Annotated in this window: 17 protein-coding genes; 16 read left to right on the top strand and 1 reads right to left on the bottom strand. The window is 63.0% G+C overall.

Annotated elements, in window-relative coordinates; all coding sequences use genetic code 11:
* The first annotated feature begins 24 nt into the window (after positions 1–24).
* Positions 25–1914, top strand: a complete 1890-nt coding sequence (locus HY067_02375; GenBank protein MBI3526793.1) for an MFS transporter — start codon at positions 25–27, stop codon at positions 1912–1914.
* A gap of 202 nt (positions 1915–2116) precedes the next feature.
* Here the strand turns inward: HY067_02375 and HY067_02370 are convergent, their stop codons facing one another.
* On the bottom strand, positions 2117–2776 hold the full coding sequence (locus HY067_02370) for an IS1595 family transposase (protein MBI3526792.1): 660 nt from the start codon (positions 2774–2776) through the stop codon (positions 2117–2119).
* A gap of 233 nt (positions 2777–3009) precedes the next feature.
* Between HY067_02370 and HY067_02365 the strand changes: the two genes are divergently transcribed.
* From HY067_02365 to HY067_02295, 15 genes are all read left to right on the top strand, one after another.
* Entirely contained in the window at positions 3010–4473 is a 1464-nt protein-coding gene (locus HY067_02365; protein ID MBI3526791.1) for a thiol oxidoreductase, read from the top strand.
* 15 nt (positions 4474–4488) lie between these two features.
* Positions 4489–4926 (top strand): type II secretion system major pseudopilin GspG, encoded by a 438-nt coding sequence (gene gspG / locus HY067_02360; GenBank protein MBI3526790.1) that lies wholly within the window; start codon positions 4489–4491, stop codon positions 4924–4926.
* 2 nt (positions 4927–4928) lie between these two features.
* Positions 4929–6119, top strand: coding sequence for a type II secretion system F family protein (locus tag HY067_02355; GenBank protein ID MBI3526789.1), 1191 nt, complete (start codon positions 4929–4931; stop codon positions 6117–6119).
* On the top strand, positions 6116–7816 hold the full coding sequence (locus tag HY067_02350) for a type II/IV secretion system protein (protein MBI3526788.1): 1701 nt from the start codon (positions 6116–6118) through the stop codon (positions 7814–7816). Before HY067_02355 ends, HY067_02350 begins: the two co-directional genes overlap by 4 nt.
* Positions 7797–8621, top strand: coding sequence for a hypothetical protein (locus HY067_02345; GenBank protein MBI3526787.1), 825 nt, complete (start codon positions 7797–7799; stop codon positions 8619–8621). Before HY067_02350 ends, HY067_02345 begins: the two co-directional genes overlap by 20 nt.
* Positions 8622–8637: 16 nt before the next feature.
* Complete coding sequence (locus HY067_02340) at positions 8638–9165, top strand: PilN domain-containing protein (protein MBI3526786.1); 528 nt, start codon at positions 8638–8640, stop codon at positions 9163–9165.
* Positions 9162–9704, top strand: a complete 543-nt coding sequence (locus tag HY067_02335; GenBank protein MBI3526785.1) for a hypothetical protein — start codon at positions 9162–9164, stop codon at positions 9702–9704. Before HY067_02340 ends, HY067_02335 begins: the two co-directional genes overlap by 4 nt.
* Complete coding sequence (locus HY067_02330) at positions 9704–10198, top strand: hypothetical protein (GenBank protein MBI3526784.1); 495 nt, start codon at positions 9704–9706, stop codon at positions 10196–10198. The genes HY067_02335 and HY067_02330 overlap by 1 nt, the downstream gene beginning before the upstream one ends.
* Positions 10195–12459 (top strand): general secretion pathway protein GspD, encoded by a 2265-nt coding sequence (locus HY067_02325; GenBank protein MBI3526783.1) that lies wholly within the window; start codon positions 10195–10197, stop codon positions 12457–12459. Before HY067_02330 ends, HY067_02325 begins: the two co-directional genes overlap by 4 nt.
* 3 nt (positions 12460–12462) lie before the next feature.
* Positions 12463–12945: a type II secretion system protein gene (locus tag HY067_02320; GenBank protein MBI3526782.1), complete on the top strand. Its 483-nt coding sequence runs from the start codon at positions 12463–12465 to the stop codon at positions 12943–12945.
* Positions 12920–13384 carry a prepilin-type N-terminal cleavage/methylation domain-containing protein gene (locus HY067_02315; GenBank protein ID MBI3526781.1) on the top strand — a complete coding sequence of 155 codons (465 nt, stop codon included), beginning with the start codon at positions 12920–12922 and terminating at the stop codon, positions 13382–13384. Before HY067_02320 ends, HY067_02315 begins: the two co-directional genes overlap by 26 nt.
* Positions 13359–13949: a type II secretion system protein gene (locus HY067_02310; protein MBI3526780.1), complete on the top strand. Its 591-nt coding sequence runs from the start codon at positions 13359–13361 to the stop codon at positions 13947–13949. The genes HY067_02315 and HY067_02310 overlap by 26 nt, the downstream gene beginning before the upstream one ends.
* Before the next feature lie 195 nt (positions 13950–14144).
* Positions 14145–15038 (top strand): NAD(P)-dependent oxidoreductase, encoded by an 894-nt coding sequence (locus HY067_02305; protein MBI3526779.1) that lies wholly within the window; start codon positions 14145–14147, stop codon positions 15036–15038.
* Positions 15039–15117: 79 nt separating this feature from the next.
* Positions 15118–16497 carry an MmgE/PrpD family protein gene (locus HY067_02300; GenBank protein MBI3526778.1) on the top strand — a complete coding sequence of 460 codons (1380 nt, stop codon included), beginning with the start codon at positions 15118–15120 and terminating at the stop codon, positions 16495–16497.
* Positions 16498–16511: 14 nt separating this feature from the next.
* Entirely contained in the window at positions 16512–17453 is a 942-nt protein-coding gene (locus HY067_02295; protein ID MBI3526777.1) for a branched-chain amino acid ABC transporter permease, read from the top strand.
* Position 17454: the final 1 nt, after the last annotated feature.

Here is a 17454-nt window from a genome sequence, read left to right as displayed (position 1 = left end):
GGCTAGTCGGGTCCCATCGGCTCCATGGAAAACAAAAACCAGTTTCGACTTCTTTTCGAACGCCGTTTCGGGCCTTTCTTCCTGACCCAGCTCCTAGGCGCGTTCAACGACAATCTCTACAAGAATTCGCTGGTCATTCTGGTGGCGTATCACGCCGCGACGTATTCCAGCCTCGATCCGAATCTGCTGACCAACGCCGCGGCCGGCATTTTCATCCTTCCCTTCCTGCTGTTCTCCGCGAGCGCCGGCCAAGTTGCCGACAAGTTCGAGAAATCCGCGATCATCCGGATCATCAAGGCGATCGAAATTGGAATCATGGTGATCGCCGGCGCGGGACTGCTGCTGCGGAGTCTGCCGCTGCTATTTTCCGCGCTGTTTCTGCTGGGGCTGCATTCCACTTTTTTCGGTCCGGTGAAGTACGCAATCCTGCCGCAGGCGCTGACCCCCGCGGAACTGATCGGCGGCAACGGCCTCGTGGAGATGGGGACCTTTGTCGCGATACTTGCCGGCACGCTGGTCGCCGGCGTACTGGTCGCTCTCGACGGTGGCACTGCCTGGGTCAGCGCATTGATCCTGGTCATCGGCGTACTGGGTTTTCTTGCGAGCCTTGCAATTCCCAAGGCGCCGGCGGCCGCCGCGTCGCTTGCCTTCGACTGGAATCCGTTGCGCGAGACCTGGTCGAACCTGAAATTCGCAAGGCAAAACCGTACGGTGTTCCTGTCGCTGCTGGGCATCTCCTGGTTCTGGTTCTATGGCGCGGTGTTTTTGTCGCAGTTTCCGAATTACAGCAAGGTCGTGCTCGGCGGCGACGAGCATGTGGTCACGTTGTTGCTGGCGCTGTTCTCTGTCGGCGTTGCAGCGGGATCGCTGCTGTGCGAGCGCTTGTCTGGACACAAGGTGGAAATCGGGTTGGTTCCGTTCGGATCGATCGGCCTGAGCGTCTTCGCCGTGGACTTGTTCTTCGCCACGCCGGGCAGTGTTGCGCGCGCAGACGTCGGCGCATGGCAATTCCTGATGCAGCCCGATGCGTGGCGGATTGCGCTGGATCTGTTCCTGATCGGCATGTTCGGCGGCTTCTACATTGTGCCGCTGTATGCGCTGATCCAGACGCGTTGCCCGCCCAGCCATCGCTCGCGGGTGATTGCCGCAAACAATATTCTGAACGCGCTATTCATGGTGGTCGCGGCCGGCCTCGCGGTAGTGACCCTGAATGCCGGTATGACGATCCCGCAATTGCTGCTGCTGACCGGATCGCTCAACGTGGCGGTGGCAGTCTACATTTACGCACTGGTGCCGGAATTTCTGTTGCGCTTCATCGACTGGATGCTGGTGCACTCGATCTACCGGCTGAAGACTTCCGGCGTTGAACACATTCCCGAAGAAGGGCCGGCACTTCTGGTATGCAATCACCAGAGCCTCGCCGACGCGCTCGTCGTCACCGCGGCATGCCGGCGGCCGATTCGCTTCGTCATGTATTACGCCATCTTCAACGTTCCAGTGCTCCGATTCATTTTTCGTTCGATGAAGGCAATTCCGATCGCCGGCGCGAAAGAAGCGCCGGAAGTGCTGGACCGGGCCTACGACGAGATTGCCGCGGCACTGGAAGATGGACAACTGGTTTGTATTTTTCCGGAAGGGCAGTTGACTCGCGATGGTCAGACCGGTCCTTTCCGTCCGGGCGTGACGCGAATCCTCGAGCGCACGCCGGTGCCGGTGGTCCCGATGGCGTTGTCGGGGCTGTGGCGCAGCATTTTCTCGCGCAATCGCGACAAGTGGAAAGTCGCGACGCTGTTTCCCGCTGTTTCCCTGAGCGTTGGACCGGCGCTCAGTCCCGCGACGGCGACTCCGGAAGCGCTTCATGCCGTTGTGCGCCACCTGGCTGCAACCGATAGTGCCACAAGAAGAATGACCTGATTCGTCTCATTCGTGTTCTTGCACTCGCGTTGTCATCGGCGAACCTTCATTGCGAGCCCGGGTCGCCGATCGGCGACAATGAATTTCCCAAGAAACAGCGCATTGAAAATTTGTCGTGGAATTGCGTCGTACATCGACGACAGTCCGCTCGCATGTCGCCATGGACTGGACATTTGGGGCTGGCACAGATAACGCCGGAACTTCACTGTTCCTGAATCAACCAGTGTTCCAGCGTCTTCAGCAACTGACCCGCGGATCCATAGTTGAAGCGCCACTCGCATTCCTTCAGATACAGATGCAGGTGATGGCTGGGGATGCCGTTATATTTTCGCAGGTGCCGCCTGGCCTGGTTCCAGAAATTCTCGATCCCGTTCATGTGCGCGGGGCCGGGGGCGAAGCGATCGCGGGGTGCGACCTTGCGATGGCGCACGCCGAGCCGATTCAACGCATCTGAAACGTGCAATGCGTTGGTGTAGACCAGCGACTCGGGATTGATCCGCGTACGCAGGATCGGCAACAGAGTGTCCTGCCGTGTATTCGGCACCATGACGGTGTGGATCTCGCCGCCACGGGTGAGCATGCCGAACACGGGCGCACTTCCCTTTGGCGTGCGCCCCTTCTGGCCCTTACGGGCGCTGCCCAGATAGGACTCGTGAACTTCCACTTCGCCTCTGCTGCCCGATGGACCGGCATGCGCCAGCCGCACCGCGATGACCTCGCGCAGGCGGTGATAGAAGTGGGTGGCTGTGTTGCGATTGACCTGGACGAGTTCCGCAGCCGTGCGAGCCGGTGTCCCGGCCACGAAGTGTTCGAGTAATCGCCGCGTCTGCGCGCTGCTCAGCCGCGAGCGCCTAAGCTTCATTTTCCTTCATGTAACCTCTGTGTTTTCCTTGATCTATGCCAGCCCGTCTTCCGAAAATCCCCGGGCACGGATGTCGCTTCGGCTGCTGTCGCTATTTTTCAAAATCAAAATAATTTTAATTTGGAACCTCATCGGTATTCGACAGCGGACGGGGTCTGAGTTCAATTCATTCGCGCAATTCGTTCGCAATGGTCTTCGGATCACCACGCTCCACACACGAGGGGGGAACGGCCATGAACAAGAAATCCGCTGTCCTGCTGTCCGCACTTCTTGCAGTCGCCGGACTGTTTCTGATCACCATCGAGTTCGCCTCATCGGTGGATCCCACGGCTGCCGCAGCCGTGCCCGCAACTTCTGGAGCAACTTCTGCGCCTGCCACAACAACCGCTGCAGTCACCAAAGCCAAGGATCCGGGCGCACGTCCGGGCGCCGGGGCCGCCGGCGGGGCGATTGCGAATCTGACCCCCAACCAGGTGAAATTCTTCCAGGCGGGGTTGCTCGACTTCGCAGAGCAGGAAACGGTCGAGGAGGGGCTGGGCCCCACCATGAACCTCGACAGTTGCGCAGGCTGCCACTCGCAACCGGCAATCGGCGGGTCGAGTCCGCCGGTCAATCCGCAGGTCGCCTTCGCCAAGAAACTGGGAGCGACCAATAGCCTTCCCTCTTTCATCAGGGCGAACGGACCCGTGCGCGAGGTGCGCTTCGTGAAGAATCCCGACGGAACCCCCGACGGCGGCGTACACGACTTGTTCACGATTGCCGGCCGGTCGGACGCGCCGGGTTGCGGCAAGAGACAGCCGGATTTCGCGACTGCGCTGGCAAATAGGAATGCGATCTTCCGCATTCCCACGCCACTGTTCGGCACGGGACTGATCGAAATCATTCCGGACAGCGCCATCCTGGCGAACCAGACCGTCAATGCGCCGCAGCGAAGAACGTTCGGCATCCGCGGCCGGCCGAATATCGTGCTGGCGGGCAACACCATCTCGGGCCAGCCGAACACCAACGGCAACGACGGCACCATCGCCCGCTTCGGATGGAAGGCGCAGAACAAGTCGCTGTTGCTGTTTTCGGGCGAGGCCTATAACGTCGAGATGGGCATCACCAACGAATTGTTCCAGACCGAGCGCAGTGAATCGGACACCTGTCAGTACACGGGGACGCCCAACGACACCACCAACAGCGAAGCGGCCGATATGGTCGGCACCCTGAGCGCTATCGAGAAATTCGCGATCTTCATGCGCTTCCTGGCGCCGCCGGCGCCGTCCGCCGACACGCCGGGAGGGGCCCCCTCGATCACCAGTGGGCAGGGGTTGTTCAATACGGTCGGTTGCGCGACTTGTCATACGCCCATGATGCGCACCGGCAACTCTTCAGTCGCGGCATTGCGCAATCAGCCTGTGAATCTCTATTCGGACCTGATGCTGCACGACATGGGTCCGGGCCTCGCGGACGGGGTTTCGCAGGGACAGGCCGGTCCACGCGACTTCCGTACTGCGCCGCTGTGGGGACTGGGGCAGCGCCTCTTCTTCCTGCATGACGGCAGGGCATCGGATTTGCTGGATGCGATCCAGGCGCATGCGAGCGGAAGCACGCGCACCAACAATGCTTCCGAAGCGAACCTGGTCGTCGCCAATTTCAACAATCTGAGGGAGAACCAGAAGCAGGACGTACTCAATTTTCTGCGTTCGCGGTGATCGGGCAACGGGGGCATGTCCGGATTGCGTCGACGGCCGCGTCCGCCGCCCGGTTTCACGCTGCTGGAACTGCTGGTGGTGATGGTGATCATAGGTCTGCTGGCCAGTTACGTCGGACCGAAGTACTTCGGCCAGATCGGCAAATCCGAGATCAAGGTTGCCCGCGCGCAGATGGACGCGCTGGACAAGGCGCTTGCACAATATCGCATCGACGTCGGTCATTTTCCGACAGCCGAGCAGGGGCTCATGGCGCTGATCGCCGCACCTTCGGGCGAGCCGAAGTGGAGCGGGCCTTACTTGTCCAAGGCCGTCCCGTCCGATCCGTGGGGCAGGCCTTATTTCTACAAGTGTTGTCCTGGAGAGCATGGTGACTTTGATTTGTACACGCTCGGCAAGGACGGTGTCGCCGGCGGCACCGGCGAACAGGGTGACATTACGAACTGGGCCAACTAGCCATGCGATTCCGGGTAAAAGCGGTGCGTGGCCACGCGGATGTCGTCGATCTCGCGATCGAGGCCTTCGATGCGCAGAACGCCGCGCGTCACGCGCGCGAGCAGGGCTACGCCGTGCTGGCTGTGAAACGCTCCACCGGCTTTGGCAACCGCACGGCATTCCGACGAAGCAGCTTGCGCGTACTGGCCTTCACGCAGGAACTGGTTGCGCTGCTTGAAGCCGGCCTGAATCTCGTCGCGGCGATAGAAACGCTTGCGGAAAAGGAGGAGTCGTCCCAGACGAGCCAGGTCCTCTCACGGATTCTCGAACGCCTGCATCGCGGCACGGCGTTTTCCGATGCGCTGGAAGAATTTCCTCATGTGTTTCCGCCTCTGTACGTGGCGACTGTACGCAGCAATGAGAAGACCGGCGGCCTCGCCGAATCGTTGACGCGCTACGCGAAATACCGCATTCAAATGGACCAGGTGCGCTCCAAGCTGGGCAGTGCACTGATCTATCCTGCGCTGCTATTCATCGTCGGTAGCCTGGTGGCGTTGTTCCTGTTGTTCTATGTGGTGCCGAAGTTCCGCCGCATCTTCGAGGACATGGGCACCAATCTGCCGTTCTTCTCCCGGATGCTGGTGGACTGGGGGGCGGCCGTGGAGAATCACGGCGTGCTCATCGCCCTGCTGTTTGCAGGCCTGATCTTCGGGGTGGGGAGTGCGCTATCGAGACCGGGCATACGCGGGCGGCTCATGTTGCGTTTCCTCGCGCTGCCGGCGATCGGCGAGCACCTGCGCATCTATCAGTACGCGCGCTTCTATCGGACATTGGGCATGCTGCAGCGCTCCGGCGTTCCGCTTGCAGGTGCGCTCGAGATCGCCGCGGCGCTGCTGACCGAAGCCTTGCTACCGGCGATGCGCAATGCCGGCCGCGCGGTGCGCGAAGGAATCGCATTTTCCGATGCGATGCGCGACAATCGGCTGACCACGCCGATCGCCTATCGCCTGCTGCGCGTAGGCGAACACAGCGGCGAGATGCCGGAGATGCTCGATCGCATCGCCTCATTCCATGAAGAGCAGATTGCGCGCTGGGTCGAATGGTTCACGCGCCTGTTCGAACCGCTGCTGATGGCGACAATCGGAGTGGTGATCGGCTTGATCGTGGTGTTCCTTTACATGCCGATCTTCGAACTTGCCGGGAGCATTCAATGAACCGCGCCCGCGCCGCCATATACGCTTCCTCCGACCGCGTTTCTCCGGACCTCATCGCGCAGGCGCGCCTTGAATCCGCCGCCGGCGGCCGGCCGGCGCTTGAACTGCTCGAAGAGAAGAGCGGTCTTCCGCGTGTGCATGCCATCGGGGCGCTGGCCCGAGCCTTCGGATTCCGGGCGATTACACCGGCCACGCTCGGCGGCCTCACGCCGGCATTCGACGTCGTTTCCTATGCGGACGCAAGCATGCGCAAATGTCTCGCCTTGCGCGATGCGCGTGGTGCCTTGCTGGTTGCGGTTTGCGACCCCTGGTCGTCCATGTTGCGTGCCTGGGCCGAAGAGCACATCGAACCCGCGTTCGCATGGGGCCTGATCCATCCGGCCGACCTGGCCGCGATCCTGTCGCGGCATGAAGAATCGCTGACGGCCGTCGCAGGCCTTGCGAAGGACGACGACACCCGGCCGCGCGCGGGCTCGCAGGCGGAGGACATTTCCCTGCGGCGCATCAGCGAAGATTCCAGCCCGGTGGTGCGTTTCGTCAATTCCACGCTGTACGACGCGATCAAGAGCGCGGCGAGTGACATCCACTTCGAGACTTCGCCACGCGGGTTGAGCGTCAAGTACCGGATCGACGGCGTGCTGGTGCCGATCAATGCGCCGCGCATGCAGGAAAGCGCCGACCAGGTACTGTCGCGCATCAAGGTAATGTCCGAACTGGACATTGCCGAACGCCGCATTCCGCAGGACGGCCGCTTTCGTGCCGCGATCAACGGTCGCGAAGTCGATTTCCGGGTATCGATCATGCCCAGCATTCATGGCGAGGACGCGGTGTTGCGCATACTCGACAAGCAGTATCTGGCCGAAGGCGGAGCGGGGCTGCAAATCGACGTCCTCGGATTCGATGCGGAGTCGAAAACCGCGTTGAGACGCCTGGCACGCGAGCCTTACGGCATGTTGCTGGTGACGGGACCCACCGGCAGCGGCAAGACGACCACGCTGTATGCGGTGATCAACGAGATCAACGACGGACGCGACAAGATCGTGACCATCGAGGATCCGGTGGAATACCAGTTGAACGGCGTGCTGCAGATCCCGGTCAACGAAAAGAAGGGACTGGGCTTTGCGCGGGGGCTGCGCTCCATCCTGCGCCACGATCCGGACAAGATTCTCGTGGGCGAGATTCGCGACCCTGAAACCGCGCAGATTGCAGTGCAGGCGGCGCTGACGGGCCACCTCGTGTTCACGACGGTGCATGCCAACAATGTGTTCGACGTGATCGGCCGCTTCGTGCACATGCAGGTCGAACCCTACAGCTTCGTCTCGGCGCTGAACGGCATCATGGCCCAGCGGCTGGTGCGCCTGATCTGCCCGCATTGCGCGCGCGATGCGACGCCGTCCGCGGAACTGCTCGAGGTTTCGTGTATAGGGCCGGAGCGCACCGCGGAGTTCGGTTTCCGTGAAGGCGCCGGGTGCGGTGAGTGCCGCGGCACCGGGTTCAAGGGACGCAAAGCGATCGCCGAAGTGTTGAACCTCAACGAGGAGATTCGCGAACTGATCGTTGCCCGCTCACCGTTCCGCGAGCTGCGCGTCGCGGCGCGCAAGAACGGCACGGTATTCCTGCGCGACCAGGCGGTGGCACTGGTCAGGAGCGGCGAGACCACTCTGGAGGAGATCAACCGTGTCACGCTGGTCGCCTGAGAACCTGCTCATCGCGCTGTTTCCCGCGCGGGTCATCGCCGCGAAGATCGAGCGCGGCTGGCGCACGCGCTTGATCGACAAGCGCGTTGTGGAAACGGCCGACCCAGGTCCAGATCCGCCGAATTCCAATCCGGCAGGCTCCAGTCCAGCATGGAGGGTGACCGTCGCGGCGCTGGAAAAAAACCTGGCCGGTTTCGCGGCGCCGGGCACTCCGGCCACCGTCATCGTGTCGAGCCGTTTCGTGCGCTACACCGTCGTTCCCTGGCGCGACAACGTCGTCAGCGTACCGGAGCAGGCTGAGTTTGCCCGCCACTGCTTCCAGAACATTTACGGCGAAGCGGTGGCGGACTGGGAGATCAGGATGAGCAGCGGCGGCTTCCGGCGCAACGCGCTGGCTTGCGCTGTGGACGCGGAGATGTTGAGGGCCGTAGAGAAACTGCTGGTCGAGCACAGCGTCCGGATTGTATCGATCCAGCCGAACTTCATGGCGGCCTGCAACCGCTTCCGCCGCGAATTGGGCGGTTACCGGAGCGGTTGCATTGCGGTGCTCGAACCCGGGCGCGTGGCGCTCGGCATCTTCGACGAGGCCGGCTGGCGCACCCTGAGCGCGCGCCGGATCGGCACGCTCAAGCCGGACGAACTGGTGCCGGTGCTGGCGCAGGAACTGAAATCGGTGGACCCGGATGGGTTGCCGGAATATCTCTTTGTCGCGGCTGTCGGCCCCACCACCAGTTCGTTCTTCCGTACCAGGACGAAAGCGTGGATGTCGCCGACGCGCACGCGCATTCCCGAATCCGTCCAATGAGCGCGCGGAGCAGACGATGATACGAAAGATCGATCTCGACTACTGCGCGCGCAAATCGCGGTTGGGATGGGTCCTGCTCGGCATCGGCGTGCTCGCGGTCAGTGCCGCGGCGACCCTTTACGCGGGATTGGCGGACCGGGCGGGGCAGTGGGAGCAAGTCGCAGTGAAGGCCGCACGGCAGAGCGCGGCAGCCGTCGCGGTCCGCGCTAACGCAGAGGATCGCAACCGACTGCTGCTGCAAGTCGAAGACGCCAACGAGGTCATCGGCAGGCTGTCGTTGCCATGGCACGAACTGTTCAAGGGTATCGAAGATTCGGCGATCGACAGGGTCGCGCTGCTGAGCGTGCAACCGCAACCGCAGCAGCGCCTGATCACGTTGAACGGTGAGGCGCAAACTTACGCCGACGTGCTCGAATACATGGAACGCCTCGATGCGAGCGAGGCATTCGCGCACGTGCGCTTGCTGAGCCACAAGGTCAAGCGCGAAGATCCGCGGCATCCGCTGGCATTTGCCATCGCCGCCAACTGGAGGATCACGCCGTGATCCGGTTGCGCTGGCTGGCACGGCTCGCCGTGCAACGGCTGGGCTGGCAGGGCGTCGCCGGCCTCGGGCTGCTGATTGCGACCTGCGCATTCTGCGCGGGCGTCATTGCGCCGCTGGATAGTCGGATCTCGGAGTTCAAGGCGAAGATGTCCTTGCCGAAGGCGCGCCGGGACACGGCGAATGCCCTGCGCGCGCCGGATCCTGCCGCCGAACTCGATGCGTTCTATCGAGCCTTCCCCGGCGACGATGCGCTGACCGGCCTGCTGGCGAAATTGCACGGCATCGGCGAGAAGAACGGAATGGCGTTGCAGCAGGCCGACTATCGCGCCATTGACGAACGCGGTCCGCGACTCGGCCAGTACCGCATTTCCGTCCCCGCCACCACAACCTATCCGCAGCTCAAGCATTTCCTGGCTGCGGTGCTGACGGAGATGCCGAACCTGTCGCTCGACCAGATCAGCCTGCAACGACATGCAATCGCGGATGCCAGGGTCGACGTGCAAATGCAGTTCACGCTCTACCTGCGGCAGAGAACATGATGCTGACCGTCACTCAGCGACGGATTGGTTTGGGCTTCACTCTGCTGCTCGCGATTGGGTTGACCGTGATAGGCGACGGCAGATCGATTCAGGTCGAGGAGCCGAAGCCAGCGCCGGTGGGACAAACCCAGGCGACGTCCGTGGCCATCGCAGAGACGCCGGCGCGCATCGAAGTCGCGAAACTCGTGCGCGTGCCGCCCGCCGCGGACGGTGTCGATGTTTTCGCGCCGAAGTCCCGGAACAAGCCATCCGTGGTGCGGGAAACGATCGCGCCGCAGCCGGTCGCTCCGCCGATGCCCTTCCAGTACGTCGGCCAGATAGAAGGCCGGGAAGGTCCGACCGTGCTGTTGTCGCGCGGCGAGGAGGCATTCTCGGTAAGAGCCGGCGAGCCGATCGACAACGAGTATCGACTGGAATCCGTAACAGGCGAAACGTTGACGATCGTCTACCTGCCATTCAACGAACGGCAAACCCTGAACCCCGAGCCCAAATGAATCCCATTGCACGCATCGCAGGATCGAGCGCATTGGTGTTTTTGGTCCTGGCACTCGGCAGCTGCGCGACCCAACGCGCCAGGCACGAGGACGGATTGGCGCTGATGGCACAGGGCCAATACGAGGAAGGCATCGCGCAACTCGAACAGGAGATAAAGGACCAGCCGGGGAACTACAAGCTTCGGACCGACCTCATCAACGCGCGCGAACGGGCATTGAATCGCCTGCTCGCCGAGGCGGCGGACGAGCGAACCGCCGGCGGCATCGAACCTGCCGCCCAGCTCTGCCGGCGTGCGCTGGGCATCGACCCCGGCAACGAGCGGGCGCGCAGCGGATTGGCCGAAATCGACCGCGACCGCGCCCACGCCGAGAGCATTGCGCAGGCGCGCAAGTTGTGGGACGAGGGTGACATCGAAGGCGCCTGGCTGCGAATCCAGACGGTACTGAGGGAGGATCCTGGCCACCGGCAGGCGCGGGAGTTGAAGCGCCAGATCGAGGAGCAACGCGCCCGGGAACTGGCGTCGATTCCGACCCTGCGCTCGATGTACGACGGGCCGCCGCTGAACATGAAGTTTCGCGATGCCGACCTGCGTCAGGTATTCGACGTGCTATCGCGCGAGAGCGGCGTCACCGTGGTGTTCGACCGTGACGTCAGGCCGGACTTGCGCGCCACCATCGTCGCCCGCGAAATTGCGTTCGAGGACGCGTTCGACCTGCTGCTGATGAGCAACCAACTGGAGAAGAAGATCGTCAATCGCAACACCGTGCTGATCTATCCGGTGACTGCGGAGAAGCTGCGCCAGTATCAGGACCTTGCGGTCAAGGGTTTCTATCTCACTTACGCGGACGTGAAACAGACCGCGGAGCTGCTGAAAGCCGTGCTCAAGCCCACGGAAATGTTCGTCGACGACAAGATGAACATGATCGTGTTGCGCGACACCCCGGAGGCCATCGCCATCGCGGAGAAGCTGATCGCGATGCACGATCTCGTCGCCCCCGAGGTCATGCTCGATGTCGAGGTACTCGAAGTCCAGCGCAGCAAGCTCCAGGAGATGGGCATCCAGTGGCCGAATCAGTTGACGCTTTCGCCATTGCCCTCGAACGGCCAGATCACGACGCTGCGGGACATTACCGGGATTACGTCCGCCGCCACCGGCGCGCAGCTGGCGAGCATGATCATCAATCTCAGGAAGGAAACCGGGGTGGCCAACCTGCTGGCGAATCCGCGCATCCGGTCGCTGAATCATCAGAAGGCCAATATCCTGATCGGCAGCAAGGTGCCCGTTGTGACGACCACCGCGTCGGCGACTGGATTCGCTTCGCAAAGCGTGCAGTATCTCGACGTGGGTCTCAAGCTCGAGGTCGAACCCTCGATTCATCTCCAGGACGAAGTCGAGATTCGGCTGGCGCTGGAGGTATCCAGCATATCCAGCCAGGTTCAGAGCGCGGGCGTGCTGACTTACCAGATCGGCACGCGCAATGCTTCGGCGGTATTGCGCATGCGCGACGGCGAGACCCAGGTGCTCGCGGGCCTCATCAACGACCAGGACACGCGCAACTCGAGCGGCGTGCCGGGCCTGGGAGACATTCCGGTCGTGGGTCGTTTGTTCAGGAGCCAGAAGGACGACATCCAGAAGACCGAAATCATGCTGCTGATCACACCGCACCTGGTGCGCAACATGACGCTGCCGCATGCAACGGCATCGGCATTCCTTTCCGGCAGCGAGACGACGCCGAAGAATCCGGTCAGTTCGGCAGCGATATCGGCACGCAAGGTGACGAACGTGAAGACGGAGATTCCAGCGGCAACCTCGGCTACCGAAACAGCGGTGCCCGCCGGAGAGGGCGTCTCGCTCACCTGGAGCGGCCCCCGTGAGACCAGGGTCGGCGAGCAGTTCAATCTGACTCTGGTCATGAAGTCCGGCAGTGCGCTGAAAAGCGTGCCGATGCAACTGGCTTTCGATCCGAGCGCGCTCGAGGTGGTGAGCGTTACCGAGGGCGATTTCTTCAAGCTCGGCAACGGCCGCAGCAACTTTGCCAATCGAGTCGATGCGCCGGGCGGACGGATTTCCGTCGGGAGTTCGCGCTCCGACAAGGAAGGCTCGACGGGACAGGGCGAACTGGCAACCATCACTTTCCGCGCCCGGGTGTCGAGACCCAGGTCGGAAGTGCGGGTGCTGTCGGTCGCGGCCCTGTCGCCCTCGGGTACATCGGCGAATGTCGCGGTTCCGGGAGCATTCGCGGTCTCGATCGCGAAGTGATCCATGCGAGTTCGCGCAAGCCAGCGCGGTTTTACATTCATGGAGATCGTCGTCTCGCTGGCGATCATCGCGGTGCTGACGAGCATCTGCCTGCCGCTCGCGGAAGTATCGGTGCAGCGCAAGAAGGAGGAGGACCTGCGCATCGCGCTGCGCCAGATCCGGGGAGCGCTCGATGCCTACCGGCGGGCCTTCGACGAAGGCAGGATCAAGCGCGAGGCCGGGGATTCCGGCTATCCGAAAACCTTGCGGGCGCTGGTCGATGGCATCGATGACGCGCAGAGCGCGAGCGGTGGCAAGCTCTATTTCCTGCGCCGGCTGGTGCGCGATCCGTTCTTCTCCGATCCCGCCGCGCCGTCCGAGCAGACCTGGGGCAAGCGCAGCTACGCAAGCCCGCCCAATGCGCCCAAGGAGGGCAAGGACGTGTACGACGTGTATTCGCTGTCGAATAGTAGGGGATTGAATGGGATTGCGTATAGGGAATGGTGAGGAAAGGCAGGGGCTAGGGGCTAGGGGTGAGGGGCTAGGCAACGTCAAACGCTCTGGGGCTTTTACTCGCCCCTCACGAGCGTTCACGCTCGTGGAATTGCTCGTCGTTCTCGCCATCCTCGCGTTTCTCCTGAGCATTGCGGTGCCGCGCTACTTCGGCAGCCTCGACCGCTCGAAGGAAACCGTGCTCAGGGAAAACCTGTTCCAGGTCCGGCAGTCGCTGGACCAGTATTTTTCCGATACCGGCAAGTATCCGGACAAGATCGAGGATCTGGTCACGCGGCACTACCTGCGTTCGGCGCCCATTGATCCGGTCACCGGCAGCACGACGACCTGGCTGGTGGTGCCACCGCGCGATACGGACAAGGGCGGCGTCTTCGATGTCAGGAGCGGTGCTGCGGGAAACGGCAAGGATGGGACTGCATACCGGGACTGGTAACGGGTTGCCGCGAGGATTCACCTATCTGTCGCTGCTTTTCTTCGTGGCGGTGCTGAGTGTCGGTCTGGCGGCGGTAGCCATATCCTGGCAGACCACGCGCCAGCGTGAGAAAGAAGCGCAGCTGCTGTTCGCCGGCGCCGCCTTTCGCGAAGCGATCGCGCTGTACTACAACCGTTCGCCCGGAGGACTGCAGGAGTTTCCGAAACGCCTGGGCGACCTGTTGAAAGATCCGCGCTATCCCGACACGCGCCGCTATTTACGCCGCATCTATCGGGATCCGATGAATGCAGACGCGGATTGGGGCACGATTACGGCACCCGACGGCGGCATCATGGGTGTTCACAGCCTGTCGACCGGCAAGCCGATCAAAACTTCAGGTTCCGCAGCACAGGGACCCGACTTCGATACGGCGTCGACTTATGCGGACTGGAAGTTCGTGTACCTCCCGGCGGCACCGCCGGTGCAAGCGACAACCTCAGCGGGCAACGCAGCGCCGTCCTTCGGCGCCTCGATCGTGCCGCCGTCGCTGCAGATGCCAGGCATGAATCAGTCTTCCGCGCAGTAGCGTGCGCCCGCCGGCCTGCCCGGCATCCGTTTCCCCCGTTTCCCGTGATAAGCATTGCCCCGCACCGGTTTCTGCGATGCTGCGCCGCAGCGCCCGTGTTATGCGCGGAATGATCAGTCAGTTATGTCTGCAGCGGGGATGCTGAACGCGGCGCGTCCCGTTAACATGGCATGCATAAAATCAGCGGGGGGCGGCATGGAACAACAGACTTTCGGCTTCATCGGTGTCGGTCGCATGGGCGGACTGATGTCCGCGCGGCTGCTGAACAACGGACACAAGGTCGTCGTCTACGACGTAGCCGAGGAAGCGGTCGCGGCGCTGGAAGAACAGGGCGCACGGCGCGCCGGCTCCGCAGCAGAAGTCGCGGGCAAGGCCGACACGGTGTTTCTCAGTCTTCCGAATCCGGAGATCGTGCAGCGGGCGGCGTTGCAAACCGGCGGCGTCATCGAAGGCACCCGGGTGAAGCGCGTGGTGGACTTCTCGACCATCGGACCGCGAACGGCGAGCCTGGTCGCCAAAGGTCTCGCGGAACGCAAGATCGTCTACGTTGACGCCCCGGTGAGCGGCGGCCTGAAGGGAGCGCGAGAGGGCACGCTGGCGGTCATGGTGTCCTGCCCGAAAAATGTTTACGTGGAGCTGGAGCCCATCCTCAAGACTTTCGGCAAGCCCTTCCATCTCGGCGAAAGCGCCGGCCAGGCGCAGACCATGAAGCTCGCCAACAATCTGCTGGCCGCCGCCGCCATCGCGCTGACTTCCGAGGCGATGGTGATGGGCGTCAAGGCGGGACTCAATCCGAAGGTGATGCTCGACGTACTCAACGCCGGATCGGGACGCAACAGCGCCTCGCAGGACAAATTCCCCAAGTCGGTGCTGCCGGGGACCTTCGATTTCGGTTTTGCCACCGGCCTGTCGTACAAGGATGTGCGCCTGTGCATCGACGAAGCGGAGGCGCTCGGCGTGCCGATGGTCTGCGGCGCCGCCGTGCGCGAGATGCTCGCGGTCACCAACGCGATGTACGGCGCCGACTCGGATTTCACCTCGATGTGCAAAGTCGTCGAGTCGTGGGCCGGTGTCGAAGTGCGCGGCTAGCGAGTGCATTGCGCTTCATCATTCAAACGTCGATTCCACCCTGCCGAGGGAGACTGCCATGCCGCCTGCCACCCGATCGATGAATAACCCCGTCATCCTCGAAGCCCACGAGCCGCTCGCCGCGCGCATCGCGCGATCCGTTATTGCCGTGTCGGCGGAAAATCTGCCGGCCGAAGTGACGGACAAGGTGAAGTTGTGCCTGGTCGATCTGATCGGCTGCGCTTTCGAGTCGCGCGATCTGCCCTGGAGCCGGCAGGCGGCGCAACTCGCCGAGCACGTGGACGGCAAAGCCGGCGGCGCGACCATCATCGGTTCGTCCGGCTCCGTGACCTGCGGTGATGCTGCGTTCGCGAACGCCGTGATGGGACACGGCCTGGTACGCGAAGACATGCACGCCGGCAGCATCAGCCATCTGGGTATCGTCGTGCTGCCTGCCTTGCTGGCGCTGGCGCAGGTTCGCCGCGTCAGCGGGCGCGATTTCATCGCCGCCGCGGTAGCCGGCTATGAAGTGGGCGGGCAGGTCGGACGTGCCGTGATGGATGCGGACGTGGCGAAGATCCACCGCCCGACCGGCATCACCGGTCCGGTCGCGGCCGCGGCGGCGGGTTCGCGCCTGCTCGGACTGAGCATCGAGCAGGCGACCAGCGCGATCGCGCTCGGCGCCAATACCACCGTCGGATTCAATCAATGGGCGCACACCGGCGGCAGCGAGATGTTCTTTCATGCCGGCTTTGCTGCGCGCAATGCGGTGACCGCGGTTCGTCTCGCCGAAAACGGCGCCTTCGCGTCGCCGTCCGCGCTGGATGGCGAGGCAGGGCTGTTCGCCGCATTGAAGAAGCGTTCGGCGGCATCGAAGGTGGAGTTGTTCCAGGGCGCGCCGGAAATCCTGTCCGTCTATCACAAGCCGGTACCCGCCTGCAATTTCGCGCAGACCGCAAGCCAGGCGGCACTCAGGATTGCGCGTGCCGGCAAATCGGCGATCGATCGCATCGCGTCGATCACCGTGCGGGTGCCGCGCGCCGGCGCGCTGTATCCGGGCTGCGATTACACGGGGCCGTTCGCGCACATCCTGCAGGCCAAGATGAGCATCCAGTACAACGTCGCGGCCGCGCTGATCGAAGGCGGGGTATCGGAGAAGAACTTCAACCTACTGAACGACGCGCGGCTGCACAAGCTGATCGGCCTGATGACGCTCGAAGTCGACGACGAGATGACACGGGCCTATCCGGGCAAGCAGGGCGGCGAAGTGGAAGTTCGCGAGACCGGTGGCGCGACGCAGCGGCTGCGGCTGGAAGACGTCGTCAATGCCACGCCATCCGAAGTGCGGGAGCGCTTCCGCCTGGCCGTCGAAGGCGCGGTTGGCAAGACGCGCGCGCAGGAAATAGAAGATTGCATCGAGGCACTGGACCGCAGCGAAGACGCCGGGCGGTTGAGTTCGCTGTTGCGCGGGAACGGTTGAGCGTGTCGCAGTTCCTGGAGAACTTCCTGCAGGCGCTGATCGCGGGGCTGCTGACCGGGTCGATCTACGGGCTGATGTGCGTGGGCCTGAGCGTGATCTTCGGCGTCATGCGCGTCATCAATTTCGCCCACGGCGACTTCATGATGCTCGGCATGTACGTAGCCTATTATGTCTTCGGCGTGCTGGGCATCCATGCGATGTTCGGCGCAACGGTCGGACCATACGTCGCCGCCCTGATCGCGGGGCCGGTGATCTTCCTCGCGGGCGTACTGGTGCACCGGCTGCTGATCAGCAAAGTCACCGGCATGCACGGCAGCACGCTGCAGTCGGAAGGCCATTACGCGCAATTGATCCTGACGCTCGGCCTGGCCCTGATCCTGCAGAACGGCGGCCTCTACCTGTTCGGCTCGACGCCGGTTTCGATTTCGACGCCGCTCGCCTCCAACGCCTGGGCGCTTGGCCCGCTGTACGGCGACAGGATCGAAGTCTTCGTCAACCAGGGACAGACGGTCGCCGCGGCCATCGCCGTCGTCGTGGTGCTCGCCTTCGTCATGATCATGAGCCGTTCGCGGCTGGGGAAATCGCTGCGCGCCGCGGCCGACAATCCCGAGGCGGCGACTTACATGGGTATCGACGTCGCCCAGTCCCATCGGCTCGCGTTCGGGTTCGGGGTGGCGATCACCGCCATCGGCGGCGGACTGCTGGCATCCGGCACGTCGTTCCAGCCTTACGTCGGTCTCGAGTACGTCATCGTGATGTACGCGGGCGTGGTGCTCGGCGGCCTGGGCAGCGTGTCGGGCGCTTTCCTCGGCGGCCTGACCATCGGCCTGGTGCAGCAGATGTCGACACTGTTCCTGCCGAACCAGTTGCAAAACACCGCGATCTTCGTCGTCTTCCTGTTCATCGTGCTGCTGCGTCCGCAAGGGTTGTTCGGCACGGCGATGAGGAGGACCTGAC

Source organism: Betaproteobacteria bacterium (genome assembly GCA_016194905.1).
In the GTDB taxonomy this organism is placed as follows: Bacteria; Pseudomonadota; Gammaproteobacteria; order Burkholderiales; family JACQAP01; genus JACQAP01.
This window is presented reverse-complemented; position numbering and strand designations above follow the sequence as displayed.

Coding starts and splice junctions, on each gene's coding strand:
- HY067_02375 (MBI3526793.1), top strand. CDS start 25: ATGGAAAACAAAAACCAGTTTCGACTTCTTTTCGAACGCCGTTTCGGG.
- HY067_02370 (MBI3526792.1), bottom strand. CDS start 2,776: ATGAAGCTTAGGCGCTCGCGGCTGAGCAGCGCGCAGACGCGGCGATTA.
- HY067_02365 (MBI3526791.1), top strand. CDS start 3,010: ATGAACAAGAAATCCGCTGTCCTGCTGTCCGCACTTCTTGCAGTCGCC.
- gspG (MBI3526790.1), top strand. CDS start 4,489: ATGTCCGGATTGCGTCGACGGCCGCGTCCGCCGCCCGGTTTCACGCTG.
- HY067_02355 (MBI3526789.1), top strand. CDS start 4,929: ATGCGATTCCGGGTAAAAGCGGTGCGTGGCCACGCGGATGTCGTCGAT.
- HY067_02350 (MBI3526788.1), top strand. CDS start 6,116: ATGAACCGCGCCCGCGCCGCCATATACGCTTCCTCCGACCGCGTTTCT.
- HY067_02340 (MBI3526786.1), top strand. CDS start 8,638: ATGATACGAAAGATCGATCTCGACTACTGCGCGCGCAAATCGCGGTTG.
- HY067_02330 (MBI3526784.1), top strand. CDS start 9,704: ATGCTGACCGTCACTCAGCGACGGATTGGTTTGGGCTTCACTCTGCTG.
- HY067_02325 (MBI3526783.1), top strand. CDS start 10,195: ATGAATCCCATTGCACGCATCGCAGGATCGAGCGCATTGGTGTTTTTG.
- HY067_02320 (MBI3526782.1), top strand. CDS start 12,463: ATGCGAGTTCGCGCAAGCCAGCGCGGTTTTACATTCATGGAGATCGTC.
- HY067_02315 (MBI3526781.1), top strand. CDS start 12,920: ATGGGATTGCGTATAGGGAATGGTGAGGAAAGGCAGGGGCTAGGGGCT.
- HY067_02310 (MBI3526780.1), top strand. CDS start 13,359: ATGGGACTGCATACCGGGACTGGTAACGGGTTGCCGCGAGGATTCACC.
- HY067_02305 (MBI3526779.1), top strand. CDS start 14,145: ATGGAACAACAGACTTTCGGCTTCATCGGTGTCGGTCGCATGGGCGGA.
- HY067_02300 (MBI3526778.1), top strand. CDS start 15,118: ATGAATAACCCCGTCATCCTCGAAGCCCACGAGCCGCTCGCCGCGCGC.